Origin of the sequence: Actinospica robiniae DSM 44927, assembly GCF_000504285.1 — a bacterium.
Taxonomy (GTDB): Bacteria; Actinomycetota; Actinomycetes; order Streptomycetales; family Catenulisporaceae; genus Actinospica; species Actinospica robiniae.
Window position 1 is genome coordinate 6790837 of record NZ_KI632511.1, and the last position, 16634, is coordinate 6807470.

The 16634-nt window shown below is 69.5% G+C and carries 14 protein-coding genes; 10 read left to right on the top strand and 4 right to left on the bottom strand.

The features are described from left to right. Nucleotides 1-62: 62 nt before the first annotated feature. The 4 genes from ACTRO_RS29125 to ACTRO_RS29140 form a co-directional block, all read right to left on the bottom strand. The gene (locus ACTRO_RS29125; RefSeq protein ID WP_034268173.1) at nucleotides 63-806 is read right to left on the bottom strand and encodes a hypothetical protein; all 744 of its coding nucleotides are present in this window, start codon (nucleotides 804-806) and stop codon (nucleotides 63-65) included. 118 nt (nucleotides 807-924) lie between these two features. Next, on the bottom strand, nucleotides 925-1350 hold the full coding sequence (locus tag ACTRO_RS29130) for a hypothetical protein (protein ID WP_051452527.1): 426 nt from the start codon (nucleotides 1348-1350) through the stop codon (nucleotides 925-927). Nucleotides 1351-1363: 13 nt separating this feature from the next. Then, nucleotides 1364-2209: a heavy metal-binding domain-containing protein gene (locus tag ACTRO_RS29135; RefSeq protein WP_211244448.1), complete on the bottom strand. Its 846-nt coding sequence runs from the start codon at nucleotides 2207-2209 to the stop codon at nucleotides 1364-1366. 1 nt (nucleotide 2210) lies between these two features. Beyond that, nucleotides 2211-3014 carry a heavy metal-binding domain-containing protein gene (locus ACTRO_RS29140; RefSeq protein ID WP_169739961.1) on the bottom strand — a complete coding sequence of 268 codons (804 nt, stop codon included), beginning with the start codon at nucleotides 3012-3014 and terminating at the stop codon, nucleotides 2211-2213. Nucleotides 3015-3201: 187 nt separating this feature from the next. On the opposite strand from ACTRO_RS29140, the gene glgX reads away from it, so the two are divergent. The 10 genes from glgX to ACTRO_RS29190 all read left to right on the top strand — a co-directional run bounded on the left by glgX (nucleotide 3202) and on the right by ACTRO_RS29190 (nucleotide 16623). Continuing rightward, complete coding sequence (gene glgX / locus ACTRO_RS29145) at nucleotides 3202-5322, top strand: glycogen debranching protein GlgX (protein ID WP_211244449.1); 2121 nt, start codon at nucleotides 3202-3204, stop codon at nucleotides 5320-5322. Nucleotides 5323-5862: 540 nt separating this feature from the next. Further along, a complete protein-coding gene (locus tag ACTRO_RS29150) occupies nucleotides 5863-6861 on the top strand; it encodes an ABC transporter permease (RefSeq protein WP_034268179.1) in 999 nt (332 codons plus the stop codon). A gap of 86 nt (nucleotides 6862-6947) precedes the next feature. Continuing rightward, nucleotides 6948-8735, top strand: a complete 1788-nt coding sequence (locus ACTRO_RS29155) for an ABC transporter substrate-binding protein (protein ID WP_034268182.1) — start codon at nucleotides 6948-6950, stop codon at nucleotides 8733-8735. 186 nt (nucleotides 8736-8921) lie between these two features. Then, entirely contained in the window at nucleotides 8922-9917 is a 996-nt protein-coding gene (locus ACTRO_RS29160) for an ABC transporter permease (protein ID WP_034268184.1), read from the top strand. A gap of 77 nt (nucleotides 9918-9994) precedes the next feature. Continuing rightward, nucleotides 9995-11089, top strand: a complete 1095-nt coding sequence (locus tag ACTRO_RS29165; RefSeq protein ID WP_034268186.1) for an ABC transporter ATP-binding protein — start codon at nucleotides 9995-9997, stop codon at nucleotides 11087-11089. Between the two features lie 11 nt (nucleotides 11090-11100). Beyond that, nucleotides 11101-12141: an ABC transporter ATP-binding protein gene (locus tag ACTRO_RS29170; protein ID WP_425394890.1), complete on the top strand. Its 1041-nt coding sequence runs from the start codon at nucleotides 11101-11103 to the stop codon at nucleotides 12139-12141. Nucleotides 12142-12631: 490 nt separating this feature from the next. Next, nucleotides 12632-13465, top strand: a complete 834-nt coding sequence (locus tag ACTRO_RS44085) for a class I SAM-dependent methyltransferase (RefSeq protein ID WP_051451557.1) — start codon at nucleotides 12632-12634, stop codon at nucleotides 13463-13465. A gap of 97 nt (nucleotides 13466-13562) precedes the next feature. Beyond that, the gene (locus ACTRO_RS29180; RefSeq protein WP_034268192.1) at nucleotides 13563-14342 is read left to right on the top strand and encodes an electron transfer flavoprotein subunit beta/FixA family protein; all 780 of its coding nucleotides are present in this window, start codon (nucleotides 13563-13565) and stop codon (nucleotides 14340-14342) included. 30 nt (nucleotides 14343-14372) lie between these two features. Next, nucleotides 14373-15332: an electron transfer flavoprotein subunit alpha/FixB family protein gene (locus ACTRO_RS29185; RefSeq protein ID WP_034268195.1), complete on the top strand. Its 960-nt coding sequence runs from the start codon at nucleotides 14373-14375 to the stop codon at nucleotides 15330-15332. Between the two features lie 91 nt (nucleotides 15333-15423). Next, on the top strand, nucleotides 15424-16623 hold the full coding sequence (locus ACTRO_RS29190) for a cysteine desulfurase family protein (protein WP_034268197.1): 1200 nt from the start codon (nucleotides 15424-15426) through the stop codon (nucleotides 16621-16623). Nucleotides 16624-16634: the final 11 nt, after the last annotated feature.

Below are 16634 nucleotides of genomic sequence, written 5' to 3' on the forward strand. Positions count from 1 at the left end.
CGGCGTCGGAACGGCACGGAGGGCGGCTCGAACGAGCCGCCCTCCGTCATGAGCCCGCGAGGTCAGGGCCGCCCAGGCCAGCGGCTGTACTCCCGCAGCCGGGTCACGTCGAAGAACGCGATGACCAGCGCGAGCACCGCGCCGATGAGGTCCACCACGGAGCTGAGCTGGTACCGGCTGACGGCCTCCTTGATCACCCCGTGATCGAGCCGGTTGGTGACGGCCAGGAGAAGAGACAGAGTTGCCGTGACGCTCGGCGGTACACGCCAATGGATGCGACGAGTCCAGGACGGCGTGCCCTTGGGCACGGGCGGCCAGTACGCCGGAATCCCCATGGTGCGGAACGACGCGTTCGTGCTCTGCATCGGGTGTGGCGCCACGCCGGGCAGCTTGGCCACGTAGAGGCGCACGCGGTTCCAGATCAGGCCCGGTGCGCAGAGCGCGATGACGGACAAGAAACCCAGGGCGGCGAAGCTGTTCGAGGTGTGGATCGCGGCGTTCCACTGGTCCCGGGTCGTCGTCGGGGAGACGAGCAGGGCGTGCAGGTGCATGTTCTCGAAACCGAAGAAGATCAGGACGCCGGCCAGGACGAGCCGGCAGGCCACCTGGGCCAGGATCAGCCGGAAGGCGATCGGCCAGGTGATCTTCGCCGCCGCTCGCGCCTGGGTCTGCTGCTGCCGCTCGAGCCGCGCGGCCTGCTGCGGTGTGCGTTTCCGCGGCACGCCGGCCTTCGGTACCCCGCCCCGCTGCGTCGGCACCGCCCAGGGATCCCCGGGCGCCGCCTTCGCCGCCTCCGAGGTCCCCACTGGCTCCTTCGTCGGCCCAGCACTCATTACCGAATCCCCTCCAGACGGATCACGCTCATCGTGCAGCGAGCGCACTATATCCGGGGCGGGGATGGCGGCAATAGTCGAATATGCGGGCTCAGCCGCCCAGGTAGCGCTGCAGCGCCTCCCGGGCCCGCGCGCTCGACGCCGCGGCGTCGGCCAGGCCCTTGGCCAACGCGGTGATCCACTCGTCCAGGCCCACCTGCTGCCGGGAGAGCACCACGCCGCGCACCTCCTTGCAGACCTCGCCGACCGGACGCCCCCGGTCCATCCGCAGGCCGAGCCGCGTCTCGCCGAGAGCGACGTCGAGCGAGGTGACGGTGCCCTCGCGGCCCGCCACCCGGTCGGCCATGCTGCGCTTGCGCTCGACCTGCACCGCACCCGGAGGCAGCGACTCGACCAGGTTGACCGAGAGCACCTTCGCGTACACGTCGAGGTCGGCGCTGTCCTGCCGCAGCGCGGCGGCCAGCAGCTCGACGTCCATTCCGGCGGAGCCGCTCGTCGGCTCCAGATCTGCACCCATGCCGACCATGCTCTCAGTTGTCGAGGGACAGCACCATGGTGGGCCGGTCGATCACGTGGTCACCGCGCAGCGGGCGCACGGCCGTGCCGATCGCGAAGAACTCCGTGGTGTGCCCGCCCCAGGTGTGCGAGTGCTGGCGCAGCTGCACGCCCACGATGCCCTCGGCGTGCAGGGCCTCGGCCTCCGCCTGCATCCGGCTCATGGCCAGCTCGCGCGCGTCGTACAGCGCCTGGGTGAACTGCGGGATCTCCACGTTGCGGCCCATGTTGCCGAAGACCTGGCCCATCCGCTGGTGCGCGATGTGATAGACGCACGAGCCCATCACCATGTCCAGCGGGGCGTAGCCGGCCCGGATCAGGGTCCAGAAGTCCTGGCCGCTCAGGTCCGAGGTGAACGGCTTGCCCTTGTTGTTGCGCCAGCCGTGCGCGTGGTCGCCGTGGTCGGCGCCGTCCGCCTTCACCGCCGTGCCGATGGCGATGAACTCGGCGATGTCCGCGCCGAACTCCTTGAACTCCACCTCGAGCCGCACGCCCACGATGCCGTCCGCGCCGAGCGCGCTGGCCTCGGCCTCCATCCGGCTCATGGCCAGTTCGCGGGCGTGGTACATGGCCTGGGACAGGGTGTCGAGCTCCTGGTTCTTCGACCACCGGCCGAGCTGGATGCCCACGTGGTAGATGGACGAGCCCAGCACCAGCCCGAGCGGGCGGAACCCGGCCTCGCGCACCAGCAGGAACTCGTTCACGGTCAGGTCTGAGGTGAAGATCCCGCCCTTGCCCGGTTGCAGCTGCGCCAGCCGGCGCATCGCGTCCTCGGGCACACCCTCATCATGCAGGGCCTTCTCGGTGCTCTGATCGGACATCTCACAAACCCGTCTTCTGATAGTCGAGGCGCATGATGGTCAATGCCTGGGGGGCCGGCTCCCGGTGGGTCCGGTCGAATCGGGCGACGCTGGTGCCGAGCAGGAACGCCTCGGCGATGTGGTCGCGCTGTCCCTCGTAGCCGGGGCACTCGCGCTCGCCGATGCGCAGATCGACCTCGTCCACCACCACTCCGTCGCCGCCGTGCTGGCGGGCGTCCTTGAGCAGCTGGTTGCGCGCGTCGTGGCGGGCGTTGTTGATCAGCTGGGTGTAGCCCGGCACCTCCTGGTTGCCGGCCCAGCGGCTGAGCGCGGCGCGGGTGCGGTAGTCGTCGTGCCGGGAGGCGATGGAGATGCCCATGGCCAGCCCGGTCGGCACGTACCCGGCGTGGATCAGCTTCGCGAACTCCTGGCCGGTCACGTGCGAGGTGAACGGCTCGCGCGGCCGGACCCTGCCCCGGGCCCGCACGGCGGTGCCGAGCGCGGTGAACTCGAGGCCGCCGGCGACGAACCGGCGCACCTTGAGCGACGCGCCGACGATGCCGTCGCCGCCCAGCGCCCTGCACTCGGCCACGGCCCGGCCGAGCGCGGTGCGCCGGGCGGCGTACATCGCCTGGACCAGAGCACTGAACGGAGCCCAGGCCCGGGACGAGACATCGGTGGCCATGTTCTGACCCAGATAGCCGCTCCAGGCACCCGAACAGCCGTATCCGCCCTGATAGCCGATTTGGAACACGGCGGTGCCCAGTACCTGTCCGACGGGGTCGAAACCCACGCCGAGAATCGCGTTGAATTCCTGTGTGCTCAAGGCGGAACCCCAGGTTGAGCTGCCCTGGATCGTCCGCATGCGGTCCCGTGCGGCTTCGGGAAGCTCGGCTTCCCAGCTTGTCGCCATAGCCCCTCCGGCTCTCCTCGCTCGTGGAACGGAGGTTATCTCCCGTCGCCCAGGGTATTGCATGGGGCGTGTTCGGCGAATAAAGGGAGTGCTGATTCTCATGCCTCGCCCATGGCCCGGTTCTTGGCGGCCGCTCGGTCTGAGCTACGACGGACAGGGCGTCAACGCGGCCCTGTGGGCGGCCGGTGCCGCCGGGGTGGATCTGTGCCTGTTCGGGGAGGACGGCGCGGAGGAACGGGTGGCTCTGACCGAGTCCACCTTCCACGTCTGGCACGGCTATCTGCCCGGCATCGGCCCGGGTCAGCGCTACGGCTTCCGCGTGCACGGGCCCTGGGAGCCCGGCAGCGGCCGGCGCTGGAACCCGGAGAAGCTGCTGCTCGACCCGTACACCCGGGCGATCGACGGCGACTTCACCCTGCACGAGGCCACCTTCGGGCATCTGCCCGGGGACTCGGCGCCGTTCATGCCCAAGGGCGTGGTGGTGGACGAGAGCGTGCGGGTGGACACCGGTCCGCGGCCGATGATCCCGTTCGCCGAGAGCGTCATCTACGAGGCGAACGTGCGCGGGCTGACCATGCGTCACCCGGACGTGCCCGAGGACCTGCGCGGCACCTACGCCGGCCTGGCCCACCCGGCCGTGATCGACCACCTGGTCAAGCTGGGCATCACCGCGGTCGAACTCCTCCCGGTGCACCACTTCATCTCCGAGCCGCACCTGATCGAACAGGGCCGGGTCAACTCATGGGGTTACAACTCCATCGGGTATTTCGCTCCGCACGCCGGCTACAGCGCGGCGGTGCGCCGCGGCGTCCGCGGCGGGCAGGTGCGCGAGTTCCAGGAGATGGTCGCGGCGCTGCACCGGGCCGGCATCGAGGTCATCCTCGACGTGGTCTACAACCACACCGCCGAGGGCAACCAGGACGGTCCGACGCTCTCGTTCCGCGGCATCGACAACGACTGCTATTACCGGCTGTCGGACGACCCGCAGTACTACCGCGACTACACCGGCTGCGGCAACACCCTCAACGTCACCCAGCCGCACGTCATCCAGCTGATCACGGACTCGCTGCGGTACTGGGCCACCGAGATGGGGGTCGACGGCTTCCGCTTCGACCTCGCCTCCGCGCTGGCCCGGTCGCTGCACGACGTGGACAAGCTCTCCGCGTTCCTCACCACGATCTCGCAGGACCCGGTGCTCCAGGGCGTGAAGCTGATCGCCGAGCCGTGGGACGTGGGCGAGGGCGGCTACCAGGTCGGCGAGTTCCCGCCGCTTTGGGCGGAGTGGAACGACAAGTTCCGCGACACCGCGCGGGACTACTGGCGCGGCGCCCGCCCGGACGTGCGCGAGCTGGCCTACCGGCTCTCCGGCTCCTCGGACCTCTACCAGGACGACGGCCGCCGCCCCTACGCCTCGATCAACTTCATCACCGCGCACGACGGGTTCACCATGCGCGACCTGGTGACCTACGAGCAGAAGCACAACGAGGCGCACGGCGAGGAGAACCGGGACGGCAACAACGACAACCGGTCCTGCAACTACGGCGTCGAGGGCGAGACCGACGACGAAGAGCTCAACCTGCTGCGACGCCGGCAGATCAGGAACCTGCTGTCGATGATGCTGCTGGCCACCGGCGTGCCGATGCTGCTCTCCGGCGACGAGATGGGCCGCACCCAGCACGGCGACAACAACGCCTACTGCGTGGACGACGAGACCAGCTGGGTGGACTGGTCGCTGCTGGAGAAGCCGCAGTGGCGCAGCCTGCTGGACACCACCCGGCGGGTCATCCACCTGCGCCGACGCCACCCGGTGCTGCGCCAGCGGCTGTTCTTCAGCGGTCAGCCGGCCTACCCCGGCGGCCTGCAGGACATCGCCTGGTTCCGGCCGGACGGCATCGAGATGAACGAGGGCGACTGGTTCGAGCCGTCCACCGCGCTCGGGGTCTACCTCTCCGGCCAGGACATCCGCGGCCGCGGCCCGCACGGGGAGCGGATCACCGACGACAGCTTCCTGCTGATCATGTACGCCGGCTGGGAGGACCTGGAGTTCACCCTCCCGGGCGATCCGTGGGCGCGCTGGTACCAGGTCGCGGTGGACACCAGCCTCGACGGCGACCCGGGTGCGCGCGACGACGTGATGCTCGCCGGCGGCACCACCCTCGCGCTCGCTCCGCGTTCACTTCTGCTGCTGCGCGCCGATCACGAGCTGTGGAGCGCCACCTGATCTGACCTGGTTCGACCGGTTTCGGGCCGGTTGTGCCCACGCGCCAATGTGTGTGTGGTCACACCCGGATCCGACCCTTACCGCGCGTGTCGACGGGGTCGCCCCCGGTTGACGCGCGCGGGTTTTTTTCGCGTTCAGCGGGAGATCTCCGGCTGTTTATGTCGCCCGAGACCACCCCGACGCACGGTTGTGCGAGAAATTTACCCCCCACCCGGTGTCTCGCCATTCGATACGTGCGCTAGTCTTCCTCCGTCGCAGGCCCGCCGAACCCACCGGCGTGCCTGAATTGTGGCGTTCCTGCGCAACTTCATGAGATTGGCCCGCTACGGCGTGTACTTCCGCTAACGGCATGAAAACGGCATGATGGCCGACTGATCACATTTGTGCAACGGAGCCCCGTTCGCGCTTCCCATCCGGCCGGGTACTAGGTCAGGCTGCATTTCTGAGACAGAGCTTTCTTCAGTTCACTGCACCAGCCGCGGTGACCCCGCGCCTGCGCGGGCTCGCCGCTGTACCGACCAGAAGACAGGACGCGACGCGATGACGTTGATCGAGGAGACGGGCACGGCCGGCATACCGCCGGAGCCCGATGCACTCGCCGTGGCCGCCCGTCGGGACATCGAGGGCCGTTCGCTCGGACGCATCGCGTGGACCCGGCTGCGCCGGGACAAGGTCGCCATGGCCGGCGGGGTCCTGGTGATCCTGCTCATCCTCGTGGCGATCTTCGCCCCGCTGCTGGCCAGCCTCGAGGGCCAGGACCCGAACTCGCTCAACAGTTCCCTGATCGACGCGAACTACTCCACGCCGATCGGCGGGTGGGGCGGCATCAGCGCGCACCACTGGCTCGGCGTGGACCTGCCCAACGGGCGCGACCTGTTCAGCCGGATCGTCTACGGTGCCCGCTACTCGCTGGGCATCGCCGGCGTCTCCACCGCCTTCGCCCTCGTACTCGGGGTCGTCGTCGGCATGGTGGCCGGCTACTTCGGCGGCATCGTCGACAACGTGCTCAGCCGCCTGATGGACCTGGTGCTGGCGTTCCCGGTGCTGCTGCTCTCGATCTCGATCCTGGGCGTCCTGCCCAACAGCGCCTTCGGCCTGTCCGGCAACGGACTGCGGATCGGGCTGGTGGTCTTCGTGATCGGCTTCTTCTCCTGGCCGTACATCGGCCGAATCGTGCGCGGCCAGACCATGGCCCTGCGTGAGCGCGAGTTCGTCGACGCCGCGCGCAGCCTCGGTGCGAGCCCCTTCCGCATCATCTTCAAAGAGATCCTGCCGAACCTGCTGGCGCCGATCCTGGTGGTGGCGACCCTGTTGATCCCGGCGAACATCCTGTTCGAGGCCGCGCTCTCCTTCCTCGGCGTGGGTATGCGCGAACCGACCCCGAGCTGGGGCGCGATGATCAACTCGGCCATCCAGACCTTCCAGATCGACCCGGAGTTCCTGATCGTCCCGGGTTCGGCGATCTTCCTCACCGTCCTCGCCTTCAACCTCTTCGGCGACGGGCTGCGCGACGCCTTCGATCCCAAGGCCTCCCGCTGATCAAGACGTCCTGCCTTCACCAGGCCGGATCCCACGCACCACAGCAAGTACCACCTGGTCGTTCACAGAGGGGTTCAACCGAAAAAATGCGAAAGCGCAAAGTACTCGCACTCACGGCCGGCGCGGTGGCTCTGACCACCGGCCTGACCGCGTGCGGCAGCTCGTCCAAGAGTGGCGCGAGCGCCTCGAACAGTAGCTACAACGCGGGTATCACCTCGATCGTGAACGCGTCCTCGAAGACGGGCGGCACTCTGCGCTACGCCCTGACCTCGGGCTGGGACTCGGACGACACGGGTAACACCTACGACGCCTTCTCCTGGGACTTCGCCCGCCTCTACGGTCGCAGCCTGCTGGCCTACACCCGCGTTCCGGGCACCGCCGGCCTCGCGCTGCAGGGCGACCTGGCCAAGAGCTACACCACCAGCAAGGACGGTCTGACCTGGACCTTCACCCTCCAGCAGGGCGTCAAGTTCCAGGACGGCACCACGGTCACCTCGGCCGACGTCAAGTACGCGATCGAGCGTTCGAACTGGGGCCAGGACACCCTGAGCCAGGGTCCGAACTACTTCAAGTCGGAGATCGTCGACGCGACGAACTACCAGGGTCCGTACAAGGACAAGAAGGCGACCGACGGCGTCTCCGGCATCCAGACCCCGGATGACAACACCATCGTCTTCAAGCTCAAGCAGCCGTTCGCCGACTTCGGCTACCTGGCCACCCTCGCCGACACCATGCCGGTCGAGCGGTCCAAGGACACCGGCCTCGGCTACGCCAACAACGTCCAGTCGACCGGCCAGTACGAGATCCAGTCGTACACCCCGGACAAGCAGATGACGCTGGTGCCGAACCCGCAGTTCGACGCCTCGACTGACCCGAACCACCAGCACACGCTGACGGCCAGCAAGATCACCGTGGCCATGAGCATGACCCAGGACCAGATCGACCAGGGGCTGCTGCACGGCACCCTTGACGGCGACCTGGACGGCGTCGGCGTGGGCACCACCGCTCAGGCGCAGATCCTGGCGAACCCGACGCTCAAGGCGCAGTCCGACGACACCTACACCGGTGCGCTGTCGTACATGACCATCAACACCCAGGTCGCGCCGTTCGACAACGTCTCGTGCCGTCAGGCCGTCGAGTACGCGGTCAACAAGGTCACGGTGCAGCAGGCCCTCGGCGGCTCCATCGGCGGCGGCGACATAGCCTCCACCGTGCTGCCCCCGACCGTCGCCGGCTACGCCGAGGCGAACCAGTACCCGTCCGCGGGCAACGCCGGTGACGACTCCAAGGCCCAGCAGCTGCTCAGCACCTGCAAGCAGGCCGAGCCGAGTGCCTTCAACTCGAACGGTTCGCTCGACGTCAACCTCTCGACCCGGTCCGACCGGCCCAAGGAGGTCAACGCGGCGGTCGCCATCCAGGCGGCGCTGAAGAAGGCGAACATCAACGTCACGATCGACAAGTACCCGTTCAACAAGTACGACAGCGAGTTCGCGGGTAACGACACGTTCGTCAAGCAGAACAAGATCGGCCTGTCGATGATGAAGTGGGGCGCCGACTGGCAGGACGGCTACGGCTTCATGGACCAGATCATCACCAAGGACGGCATCCGTCCCGACGGCGGCAGCAGCGACCTCGGCGACTACGACTCGCCGGCCGTGGACGCGATGTTCGCCACCGCGCTGAAGACCACGGACACCGCCGCTCGCAACGCGATGTGGACCAAGATCGACGCGCAGGTCATGTCCGACGCCGCGATCGTGCCGCTGGTCTACAACAAGGCCCTGGTCTTCCACCCGGCCCAGGTGACCAACTGGTACGAGGAGGGGGCGTTCGGTATGCCGGACTTCTCGATCCTCGGCACCACCAACAAGTAGGTCGCCCGAGCGCCCGGCGCTCGAACGACTTCAGCGAGACACCGAACCGCGGTCGGGGGCCGTCGAGGCTCCCGACCGCGGTGCCCCGCTACCACCATGTACGACTTTTCTCATCACCACGAAGGCAGGTGAAGGCGATGGTTCCGCGCTGCACAACGAGCAGCCGGGCCCGCGGCCGATAGTCTCATGCTGACCTTTATAGTCAGGCGCTTGATCGCCGCAGTCGGCCTGCTGCTCGTGGTCGCTCTGATCACGTACTGCATCTTCTACCAGCTGCCCCTCTGGGCGGGCATGACGGTGAACAGCTTGGCCTCGGAGTTCGTGGGCAAGTCGCAGAACCCCCAGGCCCTCCAAGGCGTGATCGAACGGTTCCACTTCAATCAGCCGTTCGTCGTCCAGTACTACGACTACGTCAAGGCGATCCTGGTCGGCGACACGTACTCGGACGGCACGCAGCTGATCCACTGCAACGCCCCGTGCTTCGGCTACTCCTTCCGCAACGGCGAGCAGGTGTGGCCCACCCTGCTCGACCGCTTCCCGGTGACCTTCTCGATCGCCATCGGCGCGGCGGTGCTGTGGCTGATCGCCGGCGTCGGCATCGGCGTCGTCTCGGCCGTGCGCAAGGGCTCGCTCCTCGACCGCGCCACGATGATCACCGCGCTGCTCGGCATCGCCCTGCCGGTCTACTTCGTCGGCCCGCTGCTGTGGATGGCGGACGGCTTCCCGGCCATCAGCTACACCTCCTTCCTGGGCGACCCGATCGGCTGGGCCCAGTCGCTGTGGATCCCGTGGGTCGCGCTCGCCTTCGGCTACGCCGCCATCTACGCGCGGATGACCAGGGCCGGCATGCTCGACGCGCTGGGTGAGGACTTCGTGCGCACCGCCCGGGCCAAGGGCCTGAGCGGCGGCAAGGTCATCTTCCGGCACGGCCTGCGCGCCGCGGTCATGCCGATCGTGACCATGTTCGGCATGGACGTCGGCGCCGTGCTCGGCGGCGCGGTCCTGCTCGAGGTCAGCTTCTCCCTCCCGGGGCTCGGCCAGCTGGCCATCAACTCGCTGCAGACCAGCGACCTGCCCGTGATCATGGGCGTGACGCTGATGGCGGCCTTCTTCGTGATCATCGCCAACCTCCTGGTCGACATCGTCTACGCGTCGCTCGACCCGAGGATCCGGCTCTCATGAGCGCGCGCCACGGCGGCGGTGCCGCCGACGAGTTCCGTCAACCCGACTCTGGTCCCGTACCACGGGGAGCACACAGCATGTCCAGTATCAGCAGCAACCCGGCCGAGACGAGCGCCTCCCGCGCGACCGGCCAGCCCTTCCTCGACGTGCGCGACCTGCGCGTGCACTTCGGCACCGAGGACGGCCTGGTCAAGTCGGTGGACGGGATCTCCTTCCAGCTCGAGCGCGGCCAGACCCTCGGCGTGGTCGGCGAGTCCGGCTCCGGCAAGTCCGTCACCTCGCTCTCCCTGCTCGGCCTGCACAAGCGCGCGGACCGCAAGGGCCGCGGCGGCGCCCGGATGTCCGGCGAGATCTGGCTGGACGGCGAGGAGCTGATCTCGGCCGACCAGGGCCGGCTGCAGGAGCTGCGCGGCAACAAGATGGCGATGATCTTCCAGGATCCGCTGTCCGCGATGCACCCGTACTACACGGTCGGCGACCAGCTGATCGAGGCCTACCGGGTGCACAACAAGGTGAGCAAGGCGGTGGCCCGCAAGCGCGCCGTGGAGATGCTCGACCGGGTCGGCATCCCGCAGCCGGACACGCGCGTGGACGACTACCCGCACCAGTTCTCCGGCGGTATGCGCCAGCGCGCCATGATCGCGATGTCGCTCATGTGCGACCCGCAGCTGCTGATCGCGGACGAGCCCACCACGGCCCTCGACGTGACCGTGCAGGCCCAGATCCTCGACCTGATGCGGGATCTGCAGCGCGAGTTCAACTCGGCGCTGATCATCATCACGCACGACCTGGGCGTGGTGGCGGAGCTGGCCGACAACATCATGGTCATGTACGGCGGCAAGGCGATCGAGTACGGCCCGGCCAAGACCGTCTTCACCGCGCCGGAGCACCCGTACACCTGGGGCCTGCTCACCTCGATGCCGCGGCTCGACCGCCCGGTGCAGGACCGGCTGGTGCCGATCCCGGGCAGCCCGCCGTCGCTGATCAACGTGCCCTCGGGCTGCGCGTTCAACCCGCGGTGCGGCTACGTCTCGCTCAACGGCGAGCGGTGCACGAGCGTGGTTCCGGAACTGTTGCAGGTTACGACGGGTGAGCGCCACCTGGTGCGCTGCCACCTGCCGGAAGACGTCCGCCAGCGGACGTTCAACGAAGAGATCAGGACCCTTCTGTGAGCACGGACAACATCTCCTCCACGGCGATCGCCGACGCCAGGCCCGGCGGTTCCGAGGCCCTGCTGAGCGTCTCCGGCCTGCAGATGCACTTCCCGATCCGCCGGGGCCTGCTGCGTCGCACCGTCGGCGCGGTCAAGGCGGTGGACGGACTCGACTTCGAGGTCCGCCCGGGCGAGACGGTGGGCCTGGTCGGCGAGTCCGGCTGCGGCAAGTCCACCACCGGCCGGCTGCTGACCCGCCTGCTCGAGCCGACCGGTGGACAGGTGCGCTTCGAGGGCCGCGACATCACCCACATGAAGGCGCGCGAGCTGCGCCCGATGCGGCGGGACATCCAGATGGTGTTCCAGGACCCGCAGTCCTCGCTCAACCCGCGCCACACCATCGGCGCGATCGTCGGCGCGCCGTTCGAGATCCAGGGCATCAAGAGCCCGGGCGGCACGAAGCGCGCGGTGCAGGACCTGCTCGCGCTGGTGGGCCTCTCGCCCGAGCACTACAACCGCTACCCGCACGAGTTCTCCGGCGGCCAGCGCCAGCGCATCGGCATCGCCCGCGCGCTGGCCCTGAAGCCGAAGCTCGTGGTCGCGGACGAGCCGGTCTCCGCGCTCGACGTCTCGATCCAGGCGCAGGTGGTGAACCTGTTCGAGGACCTGCAGGCGGAGCTGAACCTGGCCTACGTCTTCATCGCCCACGACCTGTCCGTGGTCCGGCACATCTCGGACCGCGTCGCGGTCATGTACCTGGGCAAGATCGTGGAGATCGCCTCGCGCGACGACCTGTACGGCGCGGCCCGGCACCCCTACACCCAGGCGCTGCTCTCGGCCGTGCCGATCCCCGACCCGGAGCGCAAGGAGGGCGAGGGCAAGCGCGACCGCATCCTGCTCAAGGGCGACGTGCCGTCCCCGATCAACCCGCCGTCCGGCTGCCGCTTCCGCACCCGCTGCTGGAAGGCGCAGGAGGTGTGCGCCACCCAGGAGCCGCCGCTGGTGCAGCTCACCTCGGGCCCGCGTCCGACCAGCCCGGACCACCAGGTGGCCTGCCACTTCCCGGACTAGCCGGGAGCGTTCGACGCTGCTGCCGAGGGCGGCAGGGAGCTGTTTCACTGAAACAGCTCCCTGCCGCCCTCGGCGTCTGCGTGCCGTCAGGTTGTAGTTCGGGCAGCTGCCGGCGGTGCGGAGCTCCCGGTACCTGAAGTGGACGGTGATCGAGCCGTCGCCCGAGGTGATGCCGAAGCAGGTGGGGCCGGCGGCGACGGCGAGGCGGGACCGTGTGGGTGAGACGGAGATGCGCGTGCTCCCGTAAGCCCGGACGTATCAAACTGCTGCCGGGGTGTCTTCGTGATCGTATTCGCTCGTTGATCGCCGGTCGACCGGTGCGGGCGGGAGAAAATAAGAACTCTGTGCTGATTCGTCGCCGCCCGTGGCGGTTCGGAGCCGGGGCGGCGCGCGACGATCGGCGGCCGGCGGCCCGGACGGCGCCGCTGCCGAGCCGTAATGGAAACGGCTGGCAAGCGCGACCTGGGCCGAGTAGCGTCCCACGATTGTGGTGGAGACTTCATACCTTGATCAAAGCTACGAGTCCTACGCGGACATAGAGGACGAGTTCCAACTCGCGCTCGACGAGAGCCTGGACGCACGCGGGCCCGGCGTGCTCTACGGCCTGGTCGACCTACTCAACCTGCCGGCCGGGGCGCTGGCGCTGGACATCGGCTGCGGCGAGGGCGGCCACGCCATCGAGCTCGCTCGGCGGTTCGGCCTGCGTGTGCGCGGCTTCGATCCGGTGGCCCGGCACCTGCGGATCGCCCGCACCCGGCTGGCCGCCGAGGTGATCGCGGCGCGGCTGCCCGGCCTGTTCGACGCGGTGAGCTTCGAGCCGGGCGTCGTCGAACGGCTGCCGGTCGAGTCCGGCGTGGCCGACCTGGTGTGGTGCCGGGACGTGCTCGTGCACGTGGACGACCTCGGCGGGGCCCTGGCGGAGATCGCCCGCGTGCTCACGCCGGGCGGCAGTGCTCTGATCTACCAGATGTACGCCACCGACCGGCTCGAGCCGGCCGAGGCGTCCTGGCTCTTCGAGGCGATGGGCTGCGTGCCGCGCAACATGCGCCCGGAGTACACCGAGGCCGCGATCGAGGCGGCCGGACTGCGGGTGACCCGGCGCGAGGAGTTCGGCTCCGAGTGGGGTGAATACGCGCACGAACACGCCGGGGACGGCGGCCGCCGGCTGGTGCACGCCGCCCGGCTGCTGCGCGATCCGGACCGCTACGTGCGCCGATTCGGCCGGGAGAACTACGAGATCGCGCTGGGCGACAACCTCTGGCACGTCTACCGGATGATCGGGAAGCTGGCCGGGCGGGCCTACCTGCTCCGCCGCCCGATGTGACCCAGGACACATTACTGAACGGTAGTTTTGTCGGCGGCACCCTTTACGATGTCAGGAGAAGAGTTGGGCCGTTAGCACCGTACGGAGGCTCCCGAGCATGAAAATCGTCGTCCTGGTGAAGCAGGTGCCGGACACGGCCGCGGACAAGCGGCTGGACCCGGACACCCTGGCCGTGGACCGCGGCGCGGTCGACGGCCTGATCAACGAGATGGACGAGTTCGCCATCGAAGAGGCCCTGCAGCTGGTGGAGAAGCACGGCGGCGAGGTCACGGTCGTGTCGATGGGTCCCGAGGACGCCACCGACGCCTACAAGAAGGCGCTGCAGATGGGCGCCGACAAGGCCGTGTTCCTCAGCGACCCGGCGCTGGCCGGCTCGGACGCGCTGGCCACCTCGCTCGCCCTCGCGAAGGTGCTCGGGACCCTCGAGTACGACCTGGTCATCCTCGGCTCCGAGGCCTCCGACGCGCGCACCTCGCTGGTGCCCGCGCTGCTGGCCGAGCGGCTCGGCCTGCCGCAGCTCTCCTTCGCCTCGAAGGTGGAGGTGGACGGCGGCGCCATCAAGATCAACCGGCTGACCGACTACGGGCACGACGTGGTCGAGGCCGCCCTGCCGGCCGTGGTCTCCGTGGTGGAGAAGATCAACGAGCCGCGCTACCCCTCGTTCAAGGGGATCATGGCGGCCAAGAAGAAGCCGGTCGAGGCCCTCGACGCGGCCGGCGCGGGCATCGACGCGGCCGAGGTCGGCTGGGCCGGCTCGCGCACCAAGGTCCTCGACGCGACCGTGGCCCCGCCGCGCGCCAAGGGCACCATCGTCAGCGACGAGGGCAACGGCGGCGTCGAGCTCGTCGAGTTCCTCGCGTCCAAGAAGTTCGTCTGAGTCGGCTCCGCCGGGAAGGCAGTGAATCACATGTCTGAGATCCTCGTCCTGGTCGAGCACACCGAAGGCGACGTCAAGAAGGTCACGCTCGAGCTGCTGACCAAGGCCCGTGCGCTCGGCGCCCCGTCCGCCGTGTACATCGGCGCCGGCTTCGAGAAGGCCAAGGACAAGCTGGCCGAGTACGGCGCGGCCAAGGTCTACGTGGCCGAGTCGGCCGAGCTGACCGACTACGTCGTGGCGCCGAAGGCCGAACTGCTCGCCAAGATCGTCGCCGACCACGAGCCGTCCGCCGTGCTGGTGGCCGCGACCGCCGAGGGCAAGGAGGTGGCCGGCCGGCTGGCGATCAAGACCGGCTCCGGCGTGCTCACCGACGCCGTGGACCTCACCGTCGCCGACGGCGTGTTCGTGGCCGAGCAGTCGATCTTCGGCGGCTCCTCGATCGTGCACGCCTCGGTCACCGAGGGCACCCCGATCATCGCCATGCGGCCGAACGCCACGCCGCCCGCCCCCGAAGCGGCCGCGGCCGAACGGGTGGACGTGGAGGTGACCCTGACCGAGTCGGCCAAGCTGGCCCGGGTGGTGGAGAAGGTCACCGTGGCCAAGGGCGACCGGCCCGAGCTGACCGAGGCCGCGATCGTGGTCTCCGGCGGCCGCGGCGTCGGCTCGGCCGAGAAGTTCTCCGTCATCGAGGCCCTCGCCGACCAGCTCGGCGCCGCCGTCGGCGCCTCGCGCGCGGCGGTGGACTCCGGCTGGTACCCGCACCAGTCGCAGGTCGGCCAGACCGGCAAGACCGTCTCCCCGCAGCTCTACCTCGCCTGCGGCATCTCCGGCGCGATCCAGCACCGGGCCGGCATGCAGACCTCGAAGACGATCGTCGCGGTCAACAAGGACCCCGAGGCCCCCATCTTCGAGCTGGTGGACTACGGCGTCGTGGGCGACCTGTTCGCGGTGGTCCCGCAGGCCACCGAAGAGATCGCCAAGCGCAAGTAACGCCGCCCGGCAAACCGCCGCCCCGCCTCCGCCGACCTCGGCGGATGCGGGGCTCCGGTGTGTTCCCCCGGCGTCTAGAATCAAGCTCGCTATGACCTACCTCGACCACGCGGCGACCACGCCCATGCATCCCGACGCGATCGCGGCGGTCAACGCCCAGTTCGCGCTCGTCGGCAATGCGAACTCGCTGCACGGCCCGGGCCGCGCCGCGCGCCGGGTCGTGGAGGAGTCGCGCGAGGCGGTGGCCGCCGCGCTCGGCGCCCGGCCCAGCCATGTGGTGTTCACCGGCGGCGGCACCGAGGCCGACAACCTCGCGGTCAAGGGCCTGTACTGGGCCCGGCGCGCCGAGGACCCGCGCCGGGTGCGGATCGTGGCGGCCAGGATCGAGCACCACGCCGTCCTCGACGCCCTGTTCTGGCTCGAGCAGCACGAGGGCGCCGAGCTGGACTGGCTGCCGGTGCGCCCGGACGGCTCGGTCGCCCCGGCCGCGCTCGACGCCGCGCTGGCCGAGGACCCGCAGACCGCCGCACTGGTCACCCTGATGTGGGCGAACAACGAGGTCGGCACGGTGCTGCCGATCCGCGAACTGGCCGAGGTGGCGCACCGGCACGGCGTGCCGATCCACTCCGACGCGATCCAGGCCGCGGGCCACCTCCCGCTGGACTTCGCCGAGAGCGGGCTCGACGCGCTCAGCGTCACCGGCCACAAGCTCGGCGGCCCGCTCGGGGTGGGCGCGCTGCTGCTGGGCCGGGAGACGAAGCTGACCGCGCTGCAGCACGGCGGCGGCCAGGAGCGCGACGTGCGCTCCGGCACCCTGGACACCCCCGGCATCGCCGGCTTCGCCGCGGCCGTCACCGCTGCCCGGGCCGAGCAGCCCAAGGAGTACGTGCGGCTGTGCGCCTTGCGGGACCGGCTGATCGAGGGCGTGCTGCGCGCGGTCCCGGGCGCGGTGCTCTCCGGTCCGGCGCTGCCCGAGCCGGACGCGCGGCCCGAGCCGGAGGCCGCCGACCGGCTGCCCGGCATCGCGCACTTCTGCTTCCCCGGCTGCGAGGGCGACTCCCTGCTGCTCCTCCTCGACGCCCGCGGCATCTCCTGCTCCACCGGCTCCGCCTGCTCGGCCGGCATCGCCCAGCCCAGCCACGTCCTGCTGGCCATGGGCCGCAGCGAGGAACTGGCCCGCGGCTCGCTGCGTTTCTCGCTCGGCCGCACCTCGACCGATCAGGACGTCGACGCTCTGCTCGAGGCCCTGCCCGCGGTCGTCAGCCGGGCCCGGGCCGCCGGGCTGAGCTGAGGCGTCGCAGG